Annotated in this window: 15 protein-coding genes; 9 read left to right on the plus strand and 6 right to left on the minus strand. The window is 39.1% G+C overall.

Annotated elements, in window-relative coordinates:
• Nucleotides 1-83: 83 nt before the first annotated feature.
• A complete protein-coding gene (locus LEP1GSC203_RS11265; protein ID WP_002974046.1) occupies nt 84-536 on the minus strand; it encodes a GNAT family N-acetyltransferase in 453 nt (150 codons plus the stop codon).
• A gap of 30 nt (nt 537-566) precedes the next feature.
• A complete protein-coding gene (gene fliN / locus LEP1GSC203_RS11270) occupies nt 567-1088 on the minus strand; it encodes a flagellar motor switch protein FliN (protein ID WP_039937938.1) in 522 nt (173 codons plus the stop codon).
• Nucleotides 1089-1175: 87 nt separating this feature from the next.
• Between fliN and LEP1GSC203_RS11275 the strand changes: the two genes are divergently transcribed.
• The 4 genes from LEP1GSC203_RS11275 (at nt 1176) to LEP1GSC203_RS11290 (ending at nt 4585) form a co-directional block, all read left to right on the plus strand.
• Nucleotides 1176-2426 carry an AAA family ATPase gene (locus LEP1GSC203_RS11275; RefSeq protein WP_408605602.1) on the plus strand — a complete coding sequence of 417 codons (1251 nt, stop codon included), beginning with the start codon at nt 1176-1178 and terminating at the stop codon, nt 2424-2426.
• 121 nt (nt 2427-2547) lie between these two features.
• On the plus strand, nt 2548-3381 hold the full coding sequence (gene fcpB / locus LEP1GSC203_RS11280; protein WP_002974184.1) for a flagellar-coiling protein FcpB: 834 nt from the start codon (nt 2548-2550) through the stop codon (nt 3379-3381).
• Between the two features lie 52 nt (nt 3382-3433).
• Nucleotides 3434-3865 (plus strand): hypothetical protein, encoded by a 432-nt coding sequence (locus tag LEP1GSC203_RS11285; protein ID WP_002974500.1) that lies wholly within the window; start codon nt 3434-3436, stop codon nt 3863-3865.
• A gap of 3 nt (nt 3866-3868) precedes the next feature.
• Nucleotides 3869-4585, plus strand: coding sequence for an RsmE family RNA methyltransferase (locus LEP1GSC203_RS11290; RefSeq protein ID WP_002974426.1), 717 nt, complete (start codon nt 3869-3871; stop codon nt 4583-4585).
• Here the strand turns inward: LEP1GSC203_RS11290 and LEP1GSC203_RS11295 are convergent.
• Entirely contained in the window at nt 4575-6173 is a 1599-nt protein-coding gene (locus LEP1GSC203_RS11295; protein ID WP_002974530.1) for a hypothetical protein, read from the minus strand. The genes LEP1GSC203_RS11290 and LEP1GSC203_RS11295 overlap by 11 nt on opposite strands.
• Before the next feature lie 153 nt (nt 6174-6326).
• Here LEP1GSC203_RS11295 and LEP1GSC203_RS11300 point away from each other — a divergent pair, with 153 nt between their 5' ends.
• Genes LEP1GSC203_RS11300 through metW form a run of 3 tightly spaced genes read left to right on the plus strand, consistent with a single transcriptional unit; the run spans nt 6327 to nt 9390 of the window.
• Nucleotides 6327-7631 (plus strand): O-acetylhomoserine aminocarboxypropyltransferase/cysteine synthase family protein, encoded by a 1305-nt coding sequence (locus tag LEP1GSC203_RS11300; protein WP_002973574.1) that lies wholly within the window; start codon nt 6327-6329, stop codon nt 7629-7631.
• Between the two features lie 8 nt (nt 7632-7639).
• Complete coding sequence (gene metX, locus LEP1GSC203_RS11305; RefSeq protein ID WP_002973808.1) at nt 7640-8776, plus strand: homoserine O-acetyltransferase MetX; 1137 nt, start codon at nt 7640-7642, stop codon at nt 8774-8776.
• Entirely contained in the window at nt 8773-9390 is a 618-nt protein-coding gene (gene metW, locus LEP1GSC203_RS11310) for a methionine biosynthesis protein MetW (RefSeq protein ID WP_002973934.1), read from the plus strand. Before metX ends, metW begins: the two co-directional genes overlap by 4 nt.
• A gap of 66 nt (nt 9391-9456) precedes the next feature.
• Here metW and LEP1GSC203_RS11315 read toward each other — a convergent pair whose 3' ends face one another.
• The 3 genes from LEP1GSC203_RS11315 to LEP1GSC203_RS11325 form a co-directional block, all read right to left on the minus strand.
• Nucleotides 9457-10374 carry an Lcl domain-containing protein gene (locus tag LEP1GSC203_RS11315; RefSeq protein ID WP_002974145.1) on the minus strand — a complete coding sequence of 306 codons (918 nt, stop codon included), beginning with the start codon at nt 10372-10374 and terminating at the stop codon, nt 9457-9459.
• Nucleotides 10375-10902: 528 nt separating this feature from the next.
• Nucleotides 10903-12135, minus strand: a complete 1233-nt coding sequence (ilvA, locus tag LEP1GSC203_RS11320; protein WP_002974297.1) for a threonine ammonia-lyase IlvA — start codon at nt 12133-12135, stop codon at nt 10903-10905.
• Between the two features lie 298 nt (nt 12136-12433).
• Nucleotides 12434-13282 carry a flagellin N-terminal helical domain-containing protein gene (locus tag LEP1GSC203_RS11325; protein ID WP_002974229.1) on the minus strand — a complete coding sequence of 283 codons (849 nt, stop codon included), beginning with the start codon at nt 13280-13282 and terminating at the stop codon, nt 12434-12436.
• 237 nt (nt 13283-13519) lie between these two features.
• Here LEP1GSC203_RS11325 and ispH point away from each other — a divergent pair, with 237 nt between their 5' ends.
• Nucleotides 13520-14467 (plus strand): 4-hydroxy-3-methylbut-2-enyl diphosphate reductase, encoded by a 948-nt coding sequence (ispH, locus tag LEP1GSC203_RS11330; RefSeq protein WP_002974484.1) that lies wholly within the window; start codon nt 13520-13522, stop codon nt 14465-14467.
• Nucleotide 14468: 1 nt separating this feature from the next.
• Complete coding sequence (locus LEP1GSC203_RS11335; protein WP_002973924.1) at nt 14469-16091, plus strand: sensor histidine kinase; 1623 nt, start codon at nt 14469-14471, stop codon at nt 16089-16091.
• Nucleotides 16092-16099 lie beyond the last annotated feature (8 nt).

Raw genomic sequence — 16099 nt, forward strand, 5'->3', positions numbered from 1 at the left:
CCAAAACAAGTTCACCGTTTTGGCGGTCTAGACAATGGCCAAGGTTAACATATATTACAAATTTGAAAGATAGTGAAAAGCTGTCAAGTGAGTTCAGAAGTTAACTTCTTACAAAGAAAGTAACAATTTTGGCCTTCAGGATAATTGGGAATTTTACCTACTTCTTCGTAGCCAAGTTTTGTATAGAATTTTGGGGCTTGGAAACCAAAGGAATATCCAAAAACAAGGGTAGCTCCGAGTTCCAAAGCTTCTTTTTCAATTTGTTTCAGTAACTTGGTTCCTAAATCCAGCCCCCGCTTTTCTTCGGCTACCCAAAGTAATTGTAGGTTTAAACCCTTAAAAAACATATAACAGAGAGAAGCAGCGATAAGTGTTTCTCCCTCTTTAATGAGGATGGCAAAAAATTCTTTTTTTTCTAGGTTTGGGTCACCTAACTTTGAAATGCTATATTCTTGGAGAAGATTCCAAAGATCTGTTTGTAAATCTTCGGATGGATTTTTGATCCGTTCCAATGTATAAGGAGATTCAAATTCCATAGGCAATCGATTCAGTTAAAAACTCATAGCCTATAAGAAGGCTGGGCCACCGAGTCTCTCCATGGGGTCGACAATTTGAGTGATTTGTACTCCGTAATAATCATCTAAGATAATGAGTTTTCCGCGACCGACAAGTTTTCCATTCGCCAAAATATCGAGTTCTTCCCCAATATTCTTATCTAATTCTACTACAGTACCTTCCGTTAGTTGGAGGACATCTTTGATAAACATCGTAGTCCGACCAAGTTCGATTGTCAATTGAAGGGTGACATCTAACAGTAAGTTGAGGTTGGCTGTATTATTTCCGGAACTTGCTTGGGACTTGGAACCAGACCTAGCAGGAGAAGGAGTCGCACTTGGACCGAGAGCCGCTGCGATATCGGCAAAAGATGGACCATTATCGTCACCACCGCCACCGCCGACGAGGGCATCCAAATCATCAAGACCGCCTCCGCCACCCCCAGAACCGCCGCCTGCAGGAGCATTCCCTCCTCCGCTAAATCCGCCGAGTAGTGCGTCTATATCTTCTTGTGATAGTGAACCTTCACCCATTTTTAGTACAACCTCTCCAATGTATTCGTCGGAGGAAATCAAAATCCTTCCTTGAAAAAAAAGGGAAAGTTCCTCATTTTGTTCTTTATGTCCAATTCTGTTCCCCACCCAGATTTCTTCAAAGCGAAGGAACTTTTTGCCTCTGAACTCAAAAACGCCAACTACCAGTTTGTTCAGGAAAAAGAAGAGACTCTATTTCGGTTTCGAACAGAAAACGCAGGCAAAGACCGAATTTTGGACTCACTTGGCATTGTTCGGAATTATATCGAAAACTTTCGAATCTACAATTTTGAAGAAGGGTATTTGAGCATTCAAAGCTTAAATGAGAATCTCTTCGAACCTCAGAAAAACCTAGCGGGCAAGTTTCGCATTCGGTTTTCCTTTAAATCTGATCTGAAAGTGGAATGTTCTAAACATGGAGATTTTTCGACGAAAGAAATCCAAACCATCCTAAGCCTATTTCAATTTTTGAAAGCAGAAGGACAAAGCGCAAAAGACCCCCGAATCCTCCTCCACCAATTGGGAGCCGAAGTCTATGATCCACATTTGGAAAAAGCAAAAGGGAATGATTTAGGTTTTGATTCTGTTTTTGGTTATGACCAAGTGAAGGCGCAGATCTTAGAAAGTTTGGTATTTCCCCTCCTAAAACCGGAGCCTTTTTTTGAAATTACCAAACTCACTCGTAGGAAACCAAGCCCAAACCTCCCCAGAGCGGTTCTTTTTGAAGGAGAGCCTGGTGTGGGCAAAACCAGTATGGCAAAAATTGTTTCTCATCTCTGTGGTGTTCCTATGGTTTATGTACCAATTGAATCGATCTTAAGTAAATACTATGGTGAATCCTCCCAAAACCTGGCGATGGTTTTTGATGCAGCGGCCCTCTTCCCCCAATGTTTGTTATTTCTGGATGAAATCGATTCTCTGGCCACTTCGAGGGAAGATGGACTGTTTGAAGCCACTCGAAACCTACTCAGTGTCCTCCTTCGTAAGTTGGACGGGTTTGCGGAGCGAAGCGGAACCATCACGATTGGGGCCACCAACAGAAAACACGATCTAGATTCCGCACTTTTATCACGTTTTGACAGAAAGATTTATTTTCCTTTGCCAAACAAGGAAGAACGTGCCAAAATTTTGGAAGGGTATGCCAAACAATTAAATGAAAACGACCGCAGGAAACTCGCAGAAGTCTTAGATGGAGCCTCTGGTAGGAACCTCAAAGACTACTGCGACTACGTAGAACGTCGTTGGATCACTAAAAACTGGGAAAAAACGGAAATCTTGCAAGCACCTGAGATTTCTTTTTATTTGGAATCCTTCCCAGATTTTGGATGGAAACGCTAAAAAGTAATCGTTTCGGCTTCAATCTTCTAGTAGATTTACCGATAATTTTTACAGGATAGTTGTTTACGACCATCGGTCGTTCTTTGGTATCCTCAAATTAACCTTTTAGGAAGATTCGGACATGAAAATAAAATTAATTCTCCCCATCCTTTTGCTCAACTTTGGGGTTTTCGCTCAAACTGGTAGCTCGGAAACAGGCTCAACTTCAGCAGGCATTGATTCCACTCAATCCGGTAAGTCCATCACTGAGACGGAAAAAGAACTAGATGAAAATATCTCTGAAGTAAACAAACGACTTCGTTTACACACAGTTCTATTTAAAATGAGAGTAAGAACTCTTCCTCACCGCACTGTTCTCTATAAAGGAAAACCAAGTGCAGACGGAGAAAGATGTGAAGCCTCTGACAAACAAGAAGCACAAGATAACACTTGTTTGCATTTAGAAGTTTTTGACTTTGTAGGAAGTGAAGACGGACGTTCCGGAAGAAACTTAGGTGCTAAATTCAAAAAAATGGAACTTTTTTATGAAGGTGCAAACAATGCGGATCCGGATCCAAGAAAAGAACAACCGCGTAACATAACTAAAATTAGAACTTACATCTACCAAAACAACTTTTTGTTAGAAGACAAAATTATCTCTGTGATTGCTGATGTTGCTCCAAACGGAACTCCTGCACATAACGATAAAATTGAATTATTCTACCAACATGATGACTATCCTGTTTGGGGAACGCCAGAAACTCCTTCTGAAAAAGGTGTTGGTAAATACATTCTCGCAAATGTTGAGAACACAAAAACAAACCCAATTAGAAATAATTTCAAAAAACAATTCTACTTCAAGAACTTGGACTATTTCGACAAATTGTTTACAAAACTTTTCGATTATAACGATCGAGATTCCAATAAACACTATAAGAAAAACGTAGAAGCATTGAAGAGTTCTTTAAAATACTAAGAACGTAGGTTCTTAATTGAATCTCGTTAGACAATGTCCGAATTGTTCCACGATGTTACGGTTCCCTGCTACACAGGGAACCATTTTGGTTCAATGTCCTGTTTGTTCACACAGATTTACATTTGTTCCCGATTTGGAATCGGCGGAAGATTCACTGCATACTTCCGAACCAATTCCCTCATTTCAATTTCAACCTTCTTTTCAAAGTTATAAAGAACTCATTCTCGATTTACTCTACGCACCCATTGATTATTTAAAATCAAAAGGTAGTTCAAAAAAAAGAGAATTTCGTTTTATTCCTATCATCCTCTTTACCATACTTTTTTTATATTTTTGGAAATGGTCATTGCCTGAAAAAGAGAATCCAGTGTTAGATGAAAATCAAATCCAAAGTCCTATTGAAGAAGAACCAAAAAAAGAATCTGACTCAACGGAACCAGAGAAAGATTCACCCCCTCCTTCCAAACCGACATACGAGATCTAAAGATTGAATTGGATTGTTGTATACGATAACGAGCTAAACTCAGATGGGTTGGCTCAAATCGATGGAGAGAGACATACTCATATTAAATCTATTTTAAAGAAAGGCATCGGAGATACCATTCAAGTAGTGATTCCGAATTCTGGAAATTTCCTATTCTACATCCAGTCTACAACAGAAAAGACTACGGTTATTCAAAAAGGAAATACCATCCCTGATGTATTAAATCCATTAAGGATCCAAACTTTTTTTTCTCTTCCAAGGCCGCAAACTGCGAAAAAGCTTTTGCACTTAGCCGGCGCATACGGAGTAGAAACTTTATATTTTTATACAACAGAAACAAAAAATAAAGAATATTGGACTTCTCCTGTTTATCACAAGGATACAGTTTCCTATTTAGAAACAGGCCTTAGTCAAACAGGGAATAGTCGACTACCGTCATTGGTAATGGAAAAAACTTTGTCTTGGAAACAATTTTTAAAATCCTGGAAAGGGAATGTTTTAATTCTGGATCGCGAAGGTAGGGAATTCATTTTACCATTAACTGAACTAAAAAATACAGCAAAAGATTTACTATTTGTTTTTGGACCAGAATCAGGATGGAAAACGGATGATATTTTATTTTTTCAGGAAAGTGGATTTTCAATGATGAGCTTAGGTAAAATCAATTTAAGGACAGAGTTTGCCTACTCGGCACTCTTACACCAGCTGTTTAAAAGCTAATCCCACCTGAAACTAAAAATCGAATTTCATCAATACTGACAAAAGACTTTTCGCTACTATCTAAATAGTATTTTCGATAGTTTTGTAATCTAAGGACAATAGGACCGAAGGATTTGGAAATTTCAGCAGCGGCTTGAGTGTTATTATCCAATTCAAAAGCTTTTCCTTGTGATTCATAACCTTTCTTTGTATAATAAAAAGACATTAAAAATGAAGAACCAAGTGGGATATAAGCAGCAGCAAATACACGTTTGTTTCCCTTTAAACCATAATCCTCAACTGCAAATTCAAATCCTAAGTGGTAAAAATTAATATAAACTGTATGGTAATAACCAGTTACTTTAGCATTGGATTGGTTTTCTAAGTAATCGTATTTAGGACGAAGAGGAGCCGATACCGGAAATTTTTGAAAACGTTCTACTTCGTAAAAACTATCAAAATACATTGGCGCATAGTTTGCAGTCATTTGCCGAAATTCAGGTTTTAGAATGATATTTAAATCCTTGGTTCCCAATCGAAAAATGCTTCCGTAATGTGTTCCTTGTGCTCCATCAAGTCCTTTGATTTTATTAAAGTCTAGATAAGGAGTGAATTCTACAAAAGGTAGGTTCAAAAGTCTATATTCAATATCCATTCCTTCAACAGAGGCACGGGTTACCTGGGTGGTTTTTGGATTGTCTAAGTTTTTTTCCGTAACAGGCGATCCATTTGTATTATAAGACATTTGCACTGGAGCGGAACGGTCCCAGGCTCTTGTATAACCTATCGTCAAACGGTTGTACCATGGATCATTATCTACAAGTTCCATCCTAGAGTCTTTGTTTATGGGCCGGATTTCTTTTTTTCTTGCCTCTTCTGTTTTTTTGTTTTTGGATTCTTCGCTACCTGCTTCTTCTTCGACACTCAATCGGCCTGATTCATCAAGGACATTACCCCTGAGATTCATTAGGTAAACCAAATCAGAAGATTTATCAAATAAAGAAAACAACGATTTTCCTATGGCCAAAGGTTTGATATAGACTCTTGCAGCGTTTACTTCAAAATTCACAACGGAATTGGCAAAATATTGTACTCCAATGTAATCAGTATTTAAATCAGCCATTACACCAGGATTATAGGAATCAAACCGAGAAGAACTTTGGTATTTGTTGACTATGGTTCCATGACCAATGTATCCATCTACCATCTTACCAGTGTAAGCTGAAAATGTAACCTTTCCAGGCACTTGGTTATTATAAGTTCCGTATGAAATATAATTCAAAACCCGCGAATAATCATTTTTACTGTTGTAGTCCATTTCCCGGATTTTTCCCGCTTTGCTATCCAATTGGAGAGGATCTTTATCGACAGCAAGGGCATTGATAGGAAGAGAAAAGGAATATCCGAAGTTACTTCCATGGTTATACGTGAAATTCGGTGATACGTATCCATAGTAGTCTTTCTGGAAACTAGAACCACCGGCATCAAACTGCAATGCTGAAGCTCGTCTGGATTCAGTTCCTGTCGGTACCCAAACTTGCGCTTCTAAGGCAAGAAATGGGAAGAGGAAAAGGAGTCCCAGGATTTGAGTCAGACGGTATTTCTTCACGATACGATCATTATCGTATGGTTTTCCCCTGAAAATAAGAAATAATCTCCCTATACCTTATCCAATAAAACAGACCAATATTCTATTTTATTGGATATTTTGTTGACAAATAAGATGGATGAGTCACAACTGGTAAGACCATCGGGGGAATATATGCCACGTAATTTTAAACCAGAAACCATCGCACTCCACGGAGGGCAAGAGCCGGATCCGACTACAACTTCGAGAGCTGTGCCATTGTACCAAACCACATCTTATGTGTTTAAGGATACAGACCATGCGGCCCGCCTCTTCGGCCTCCAAGAATTTGGAAATATCTACACTCGCCTTATGAATCCAACCACTGACGTTTTAGAGAAACGAGTGGCGGCTCTAGAAGGTGGAGTTGCTGCACTCGCAACCGCATCAGGTCAAAGTGCAGAGTTGTTAGCACTTTTGAATATCGTAGAAACTGGACAAGAAATTGTGGCTTCATCGTCACTCTATGGCGGAACTTATAACCTACTCCACTATACTTTTCCAAAACTTGGAATTAAAGTACACTTTGTTGACCAATCAGATCCTGAAAACTTTCGTAAAGCATCCAATGAGAAAACAAGAGCTTTTTATGCAGAGACTTTAGGAAATCCAAAACTAGACACACTTGATATTGCGGCAGTTAGTAAAGTTGCAAAAGAAGTCGGAGTTCCACTTGTCATCGATAACACAATGCCGTCTCCTTATTTAGTAAATCCTTTGAAACATGGAGCTGATATCGTTGTTCACTCTCTCACTAAATTTTTAGGCGGGCACGGAACTTCCATTGGCGGTATTATTGTCGATGGTGGTAGTTTTAATTGGGGGAACGGAAAGTTTAAAAATTTTACTGAACCAGATCCTTCATACCATGGACTTAAGTTTTGGGAAGTATTTGGAAAGTTCGAACCTTTTGGTGGAGTAAATATAGCTTTTATCCTAAAGGCGCGAGTGCAAGGTTTAAGAGATCTTGGTCCTGCTATTTCCCCATTCAATGCATGGCAAATCATTCAAGGTGTAGAAACACTTCCACTCCGTATGGAACGCCATTCGGCAAATGCTCTAAAAGTTGCAGAATTTTTATCAAAACATCCAAAAATTGAGTGGGTTAATTACCCTGGTCTTCCTACCGACAAAAACTATGCAACTGCCAAAAAGTACCATGAACGTGGACTCTTTGGGGCCATAGTCGGATTCGAAATCAAGGGTGGAGTAGAAAAAGCTAAAAAATTCATTGATGGACTCGAACTTTTTAGCCTTCTTGCTAACATTGGTGATGCGAAGTCTCTTGCCATTCACCCAGCCTCCACAACCCACCAACAGTTGACTGGAGCAGAACAAATTTCTGCGGGAGTAACGCCTGGATTTGTTCGTTTGAGTGTCGGACTCGAAAACATTGATGACATTCTGGTAGACTTGGAAGAGGCATTAAAAAATATCTGATTAAGACTATGCCTACCTCCGAACAGAACGAGTTTTCCCACGGATCCGTAGGTGTCGTACATACGAAAGTTGTCAGATTTGAATCTTTAACCTTAGAGGGGGGTGAAACCATCACTCCTCTCGAAATTGCCTACGAAACTTACGGCACCCTCAATGAAAAAAAAGACAACGCCATTTTAGTCTGTCATGCCCTTTCAGGAGATGCGCATGCCGCAGGATTCCACGAAGGAGACAAACGCCCAGGCTGGTGGGATTATTACATTGGCCCCGGCAAAGCGTTTGATACCAATCGTTACTTTATCATTTCTTCCAATGTAATTGGAGGCTGTAAGGGATCGAGTGGCCCACTTACAATTAACGGAAAAAATGAAAAACCCTTCCAATCTACATTTCCCTTTGTATCCATTGGAGACATGGTAAATGGTCAAGAAAAACTAATCAGTTTTTTTGGAATCCATAAGTTGTTTGCTGTTGCAGGAGGTTCGATGGGAGGGATGCAAGCCTTACAATGGTCAGTTGCCTATCCCGATCGTCTGAAAAACTGTATTGTGATGGCTTCTTCATCCGAACACTCTGCCCAACAAATTGCTTTTAATGAAGTAGGAAGACAAGCCATCCTTTCCGATCCAAACTGGAACCAAGGCTTATATACTCAAGAAAATAGACCCTCGAAGGGACTTGCCCTTGCTCGAATGATGGGGCACATTACTTATTTAAGTGATGAAATGATGCGAGAAAAATTTGGTCGTAAACCACCAAAGGGCAATATCCAATCTACAGATTTTGCTGTGGGAAGTTATCTAATTTACCAAGGGGAATCCTTTGTGGATAGGTTTGATGCCAACTCTTATATTTATGTAACCAAAGCATTGGATCATTTTAGTTTGGGAACTGGAAAAGAACTAACAAAAGTTTTATCAAAGGTTAGGTGCCGGTTCCTAGTGGTTGCTTACACTTCGGATTGGTTATATCCTCCTTATCAATCGGAAGAAATTGTAAAGTCATTAGAAGTCAATGCAGTTCCCGTTAGTTTTGTAGAACTTAACAATCCAGCCGGACACGATAGTTTTTTATTACCAAGTGAACAACAAGATTCAATCCTTAGAGATTTTTTAAGTTCTACGGATGAAGGAGTTTTCCTTTGAATATCCATACTAATGAAGCATTGGGCCTAGATCTAAAAAATCGTCCAGACATTTCATACATTGCCAATCTAGTAAAACCTGGCGAAAGAGTTTTGGATCTTGGTTGCGGTTACGGCGAACTGATGTTAATCTTAAAAAACAAAGGTGTTCGCGTTCAGGGTATCGAAAAAGATGATAAATGTATCATTCAGTGTGTGAAAAAAAGTTTGTATGTACATCATGGAGACATTGATGACGGATTGAAACACCATTTGGATCATAGTTTTGATTTTGTCATCCTAAACCAAACCATACAACAGACGTTAAATCCTGGAGAAATCATCAAAGAATGTTTGCGAATTGGAAAACAAGTCATCATCGTTTTTCCAAATTTCTCTCATTGGCAAATCCGTTCTTCGATCCTACTCAGTGGAAAAACTCCTGTGACAGAACTTATGCCTTTCCATTGGTATGATACACCCAACTTACATTACCTTTCTGGAAAAGACTTTGAAGATTTTTGTGACTTCGAGCGAATCAAAGTTTTACACCGAGCATTTTTCAATCGAACAAGACAAATTAAATTGTTTCCTAATTTATTTGCTACGTTGGCTTTATTTGTGATACGTGCTTAAGATTCCAGCATATCGTATCCCTGGTAATTTCAACTTACCTTTTAGAAACTAAAAAAATCGGAAATTTTAATTCTCGGAAACGCAACGTACATATCCACTTGCGTCTTTAAATTCATAGGACTGGTTTCCAATATTAAAATCGACCATATAGGTTTGTTGGTCTCCTAAAGCCTGAAAAGTTTGAGTGCTCCAATACCTGGCTGCTTGCGCATTTGGAAATAGGACCGGGTCGGCAGTAGCACCTGGGTATTTAGTAGTATCACCCACTGTAGAACAACCATCTTCCCCGGTGATCTCCCCCGTATTAGTCGCACTGCAGCGAATGATAGAAAACATTTCAGCAAAGAAGGGAAGTCGCCAATTCTTTCTACCATAGGCATTGGAATTACTACGATCCAAGCAGGAAGCATACACTGGCCCTTTGTCGACTAAAGCAGTGTTTACTCCTCCATTACAAGCATTGGGGTTAGTGGAGGCATTGTAACCGTCAGATGCCGTACAAAAAACTAAGGCTTGTAGTGCACCGAATGTACAATCCCCCTTCCCGACTCCAATACTAGTTCCCTCTGGATTCCAAGATGAACCGTAAGTACAACGATCCCATAGAAGGCTTTTGCCTCCCACAATGGTGCGAACAAAAGGACAAGTGACTTTTGTATTGATAAATCCATCTCCTGTCCAAGTACCCCGATCCCAGACCATACAGTGCACATCGACAGGTTGTGTGGGAAAATCGAGTTGGATGTATTTAGGAGAGGCAAATACAGATAAAGTAAAGGACCCATTAGTTACAACAGTCGTATAACTTCCATCAGATGGAGAAAGTATAGTAAGAGGTGAATTGTTGAGACCTGTTACAGTTCCTTTTATCGTAAAGGGACGCGGATGGGCAACAATCCACTCTTCAGTGAGACGAGTCTCCCAAAACTCATTCGTATAGGGATCTCCCGGATTCTTTCTCCAATCAGGTTTACAAAAAAACATGAAAAGGATAATCCCTAAAATGAAAAATCGATGAGTTGAAAAGATCTGAAAGTATAACATTCTTTACAGATGCCAACGCTTTCAAAGATTCAAATGAACACAATGAATGTTTTGTTATTTAAAAATGGATGTCTGTGGTGGTATTTATGACTTGGTGTTTTTGGGATTCAACGGTATACTTTCCACGCCCTAATCGAACTGGGTGGGGTTATCCACCCGCCACCCAATAACGCCTGTTTACCACGACTTAAGTAAAAAGGAAAACGCTTTGTTTGGATGATGGATTTTTATTCTAAAAAGTTCATATTTGTAAAAAAGCCCGGCAATCACTCCGGGCTTTTTAGCTGTACGACGATTCTTCAATCCCTATAGATATCGAATGATTTTCGAAATCCTTTAGGGAATTCCCATAAATTTCGTAAAAAATGAACTGACTTAAATCTAAAAAAAAGTCTTAAGAGACTAATGCTTAAGAATTAAATGGATTAAAAAAACCTAACAAGAAAATACGACATCGTATCAGGTATATCAAACTAAATATTCGAAAAGGTTTTCATCCTGATTGACCAAAGTATAGTTTAGGTGGAAGACATCCATCCTTTGTATTAAAGATTGGAAGTCGTCTTTAGATTTTAATTCAATACCGATGAGCGCTGGACCCGATTCTTTATTATTCTTTTGAATGAATTCAAATCTAACAATGTCATCATTTGGTCCGAGAATCTCATTCACAAATTGTTTGAGAGCTCCGGGTCTTTGTGCAAATCGTACGATAAAATAATGTTTTAAACCTTCATACAAAAGAGATCGTTCTTTGATTTCCTGCATCCGATCGATATCGTTATTTCCTCCACTTAAAATACAGACTACTTTTTTTCCGCGTATTTGATCAGCATATTGGTCAAGGGCGGAAATACTTAGAGCACCTGCAGGTTCTGCCACAATTGCATCTTCATTGTAGAGTTTTAACAGAGTAGAACTTACTTTCCCTTCGGGAACGAGTAACATATCAGTGAGAATTTCTTTGCAAATCGGAAAAGTTAGATCCCCTACTTTCTTTACTGATGCCCCATCCACAAATTTTTGAATTTTTTCTAAAGTCACTGGTTTCCCTTGTTTCAGTGCTTCCGTCATGGAAGGAGCACCGGTTGGCTCCACTCCAATGATCTTTGTATTGGGAGAATGTTCTTTAAAATAACTACCGAGACCTGCACAGAGTCCACCTCCGCCTACAGGAACAAACACATAATCAAAATTAGACTCTTCATCCAAAATTTCTTTTGCTACTGTCCCTTGCCCTTCCATAACTTTGATATGATCAAAAGGAGGAATAAAAACTTTTCTGTTTGCATTGGCAAATTCAAGAGCCACAAATTGGCATTCATCAAACGTATCCCCTACAAGTACAATCTCTATCCAATCACCGCCAAACATCTTCACTTGGTTGATTTTTTGTTTTGGAGTGATCGCTGGCATATAAATCACACCATGAATCTGCAAAAGTTTACAGGAAAAGGCAACACCTTGGGCGTGATTGCCTGCACTTGCACAAACCACTCCTCTTTTTTTTTCCTCTGAGTTTAAACTTTGAATTAGATAGTAAGCTCCTCGAATTTTATAAGAACGAACTACTTGCAAGTCCTCACGTTTGATAAAAATTTTTGCACCGAAACTTTCAGATAACTTAGCATGGAATTGTAATGGAGTTTTAAATACGATCGATTGGAGTACTTTGTATGCAGAATCAATATCTAATTTCATAGAGTTTCACTCACAATTTCTATTAATTCTTACCTTCCATATTTGGAGAATGAATTTATCTTTAGAATTAAAAAAAATGAATATAGAATGCCACCGAAACGAAGATAAATTCTAAATAAGCTCAACAGTAGTATGTAATACATTTATAAAAAATCGAATCAATGGAAAATAGAAAACGATGAATATATCTAATTAGGAACTTAGGATTTGTTTAGAGGGAATTTAAAAAAAAGAAAATCGAGAAACCAAAGGAAGGGCCCCAACCACCCTGCCCAAACCTTTGGTTTCTCTTATCCTATTACTGGAGCAATCTCATCACTGACTGAGACTTCATGTTTGCTTGCGCAAGCATTGATGTAGCAGCCTGAGTTAAGATTTGGTATCTCGTGAAACTGGTCATTTGTTCAGCCATGTCAGTATCACGGATACGAGACTCAGAAGCTTGTGTATTTTCATAAGCGTTCATAAGTCCTTTCGCAGCATGCTCCATACGGTTGTAATAAGCACCAAGGTCAGCTCTTTGTTTAGAGATCACTCTTAATGCATCATCACAAAGTCCGATCACGGAGTTTGCTTTCCCTGCAGTCGAAAGAGAGATGAAAGTAAGAACCGTAGGGTTTCTTAATCCCAATGCCGCAGTGTTCATTGTTTCAATGTACACGCGCTCTCTTTGGTGCATGTTAGCTCCAATATGGAACCACATACTAGCAGTTGGGTTGAGTCGTGCAAACGCTCCTGTAAGCAGTTTCATTTTATTGAATTCTGCTTGAGAAGCAATACGATCGATCTCGTCCACTAGCTGTGAAACCTCGACTTGGATCTGTTGTCTATCTTCTTCCGAGTAGATACCGTTCGCAGCTTGCACCGCGAGTACACGAACACGTTGAACGATTTCGTGTGTTTCTTGAAGATATCCTTCCGCCGTTTGAATGAGGGACATACCATCTTCAGTATTCTGTTCTGCACGTCGAAGACCAGCAATCTGAGTTCTCATTTTCTCAGACACTGCAAGTCCAGATGCGTCATCTCCTGCTTTGTTAATACGCATACCAGAAGACAACTTTTCGATATCTTTGCTCAGGTTCGCGTCGTTAGACTTCAAAGTTCTGTGTGCAAAGATCGCACTTACGTTGTGGTTGATAATCATCCGGGTTCCTCCTTGAATCCGTTCTCTCGCCACCCGAAAACCAATCGAGTCCGAGAAATTGATGAATTTTCGAAGAGGCCATCCTTGGCCCTTTCAAGATAAGGATCGGTCATTCCGGTAGGGAGGATAATAGGGAAAAAGAAATAAAATTTGAATAAAAATAGAACTTCCCCTTTTCTAAAATATGTCCTAGTAAATCTATGGAAGTGGATTTCAGAAAAAAGGCAGGCTTTTTACGTGTTAAAGACCATTTATCTAGCAAACCCCCGTGGATTTTGTGCAGGAGTGAAGTATGCCATTTCCTACGTGGAGACAGCGTTCCAGGAAAACCCTGACAGCCCCCTCTATGTTCGTAAAGAAATTGTGCACAACCAAAGAGTTGTAGAGGAAATGAAGAAAAAGGGAATTCGGTTTATCAACGAACTGAAAGAAGTGCCAGACGGGGCGACAGTTGTCTTTTCTGCCCATGGAGTCTCTCCTGAAGTAGTCAAGGAAGCCACGGAAAGGAAGATGAAGATTGGGGATGCCACCTGCCCACTTGTTACCAGAGTGCACAAAAAAGCCCGTAATTTAAGAGACACTCACCAAATCATCTATATTGGTCACAGAGGACATGATGAAGCCATCGGTACGATGGGTGAAGCCCATATGTTCTTGGTAGAATCACCAGAAGACGTGGAAAATTTAAAAGAAAAAGTTAACAAAGAAAAACCTCTCACTTATTTAATGCAGACTACACTTTCTGTGGCAGATACTAAAAATATAGTAAAAAAAATAGAAGAAGTTTTCCCATATGTGGAACATCCACAAAAAGATGATATTTGTTATGCGACAACCGAGAGACAAGAAGCAGTTCAATCTATGTTAGAATCGGTGGATGCTATGTTAGTCATCGGTGCCGAAAATTCTTCCAATTCTGTTCGCCTTTGCCAATTGGCAAAAAAAACTAGACCAGCCAGTTTTCAGATTTCTAGAAAAGAAGACGTAGATCCAGATCATATTAAAAATTCAGGGATCCAAATACTGGGAATTACAGCGGGAGCATCTAGTCCTCAAATTCTTGTGGATGAAATTGTGGGAGAAATCTTAAAACATTTTCCCGAAGCACAGGTATCTTTATTTCCGGCAAGCCGGGAAGATACTATGAGTTTTAAACTTCCGAAAGAATTACTCAAACAATATTAGTATGGATTTAGATCCTTGGTCATTACTCAAAGCTTCTTTAGAAGGAGATGACTCGGGAACTAGTATTTTATCCATCGATAAATCTGCGAAAAAGTTTGAAATCATCATTAAAAATCAGGCATTTTTATCCTTAGAATCTGGATTTGAATTAGAGGGATTTCTTTGTAAAAAAATAGAAAACTCAGACTTTTCAACAGAACTTATCTATAAGACCAATGGAACAATTCTTGAGACATCGTTTGGCAAGTTTCAATTTCCCGAAGGGGAAAAAAACAAGGATTATACGAAGTTTTGTATCAAAGACATTACTACGAAACAAAGACAAGAAGAGGAAATTGCTTGGCGATTACGATTTGAACTAGGAGTTGCTTCTTCTATCCAAATCCTAATCCAACAACACTCAATCCGCGAAGGTCTACCGCAGGCCCTCTATCAACTGTTATACTTTACAGAAATGGATTCTGTCTTTTTCTTAAAATACGAATCCATTGATAATAAGGATCGACTCCAAATTTGGGTCAACGAACGAAAGACTACAAAATATCCCCTTTTGCCACAAGAATGGCAGAATGAAGATTGGTATGATTTAGGACTCGGACGTTGGATACATAAACTAAAAAGAGGAAAAACAATCTATTTAACTCAAAGCAAAGCTATGCCTAGAGAAAAGTGGTTCTTTGAACAAACCAAAGCCGAAACCCTCCTTCTCATTCCTGTCCTCTTCGAAAATAAATTCTTAGGGATCCTGGGTTTTTTAAAATACAAAAAAAACTCTCCAATCCAACAAGAGAATCTTTTGATCTATCAGACTGTCAGTCGATGGATGGGTTTATTTGTACAAAGAGATATAGATCTGGCAGAACTCAATCGATACAAGTCCACATTAGAATCTTTAATTTTAGAACGAACTGTAGATCTCGCAAAAACCAAAGAAGAATTGGAACGTGCCTACCGAGCCAAAACGGAATTTTTAGCTCATATGAGCCATGAACTAAGAACCCCGTTGAATTCCATCATCGGGTTTTCTAAGCTCATTCAATTGCCTGAATCTGATAAAACAGGAAAAGAGTATTTAAATTATATTTATACGGGTGGAACAAGACTTCTTAATATGATTAATGAAATTCTAAATCTGATGAAAATTGAGTCGGGACAGATTAAGATCCAGTTAACAACGTTTAGACCGGAAGATCTATGTCGCCAAACATTGGATTTAGTCCAACCCCAAGCAAATGCCAAAGGAATGGAAATTCGATTTCGCCCACCGTTACAATCCAAATCCCTGACTTCTGATTCCGGTAAAATCCAACAAATCCTATTAAACCTGATCTCCAATGCGATTAAATATGCAAATCACCCTTATGTTGAATTGGATTGTGAATGGATCGATGATTCTCTTGAAATTTCCGTCAGGGATTTTGGGCCTGGGATCTCAGAAGAAGATCAAATTCGGATTTTCCATACCTTCACTCGGTTAAACGACGATGGAAATATTGAAGGAACAGGGCTTGGTCTTTCTATTTCGCAGGGACTGGCAATTCGGCTTGGCGGTACCATAGAACTCACCTCTCAACTAGGGCAAGGGTCCAATTTTAAACTCAAGTTACCTGAAATAATAAAATAAAGGAATTG

It is taken from the genome of Leptospira terpstrae serovar Hualin str. LT 11-33 = ATCC 700639 (genome assembly GCF_000332495.1).
Lineage (GTDB): Bacteria > Spirochaetota > Leptospiria > Leptospirales > Leptospiraceae > Leptospira_A > Leptospira_A terpstrae.

Excerpts from the sequence above, each read along its gene's own strand:
- LEP1GSC203_RS11265 (WP_002974046.1), bottom strand. The coding sequence starts at position 536 with ATGGAATTTGAATCTCCTTATACATTGGAACGGATCAAAAATCCATCC.
- fliN (WP_039937938.1), bottom strand. The coding sequence starts at position 1,088 with ATGGGTGAAGGTTCACTATCACAAGAAGATATAGACGCACTACTCGGC.
- LEP1GSC203_RS11275 (WP_408605602.1), top strand. The coding sequence starts at position 1,176 with ATGTCCAATTCTGTTCCCCACCCAGATTTCTTCAAAGCGAAGGAACTT.
- fcpB (WP_002974184.1), top strand. The coding sequence starts at position 2,548 with ATGAAAATAAAATTAATTCTCCCCATCCTTTTGCTCAACTTTGGGGTT.
- LEP1GSC203_RS11285 (WP_002974500.1), top strand. The coding sequence starts at position 3,434 with ATGTTACGGTTCCCTGCTACACAGGGAACCATTTTGGTTCAATGTCCT.
- LEP1GSC203_RS11300 (WP_002973574.1), top strand. The coding sequence starts at position 6,327 with ATGCCACGTAATTTTAAACCAGAAACCATCGCACTCCACGGAGGGCAA.
- metX (WP_002973808.1), top strand. The coding sequence starts at position 7,640 with ATGCCTACCTCCGAACAGAACGAGTTTTCCCACGGATCCGTAGGTGTC.
- LEP1GSC203_RS11315 (WP_002974145.1), bottom strand. The coding sequence starts at position 10,374 with ATGTTTTTTTGTAAACCTGATTGGAGAAAGAATCCGGGAGATCCCTAT.
- ilvA (WP_002974297.1), bottom strand. The coding sequence starts at position 12,135 with ATGAAATTAGATATTGATTCTGCATACAAAGTACTCCAATCGATCGTA.
- LEP1GSC203_RS11325 (WP_002974229.1), bottom strand. The coding sequence starts at position 13,282 with ATGATTATCAACCACAACGTAAGTGCGATCTTTGCACACAGAACTTTG.
- LEP1GSC203_RS11335 (WP_002973924.1), top strand. The coding sequence starts at position 14,469 with ATGGATTTAGATCCTTGGTCATTACTCAAAGCTTCTTTAGAAGGAGAT.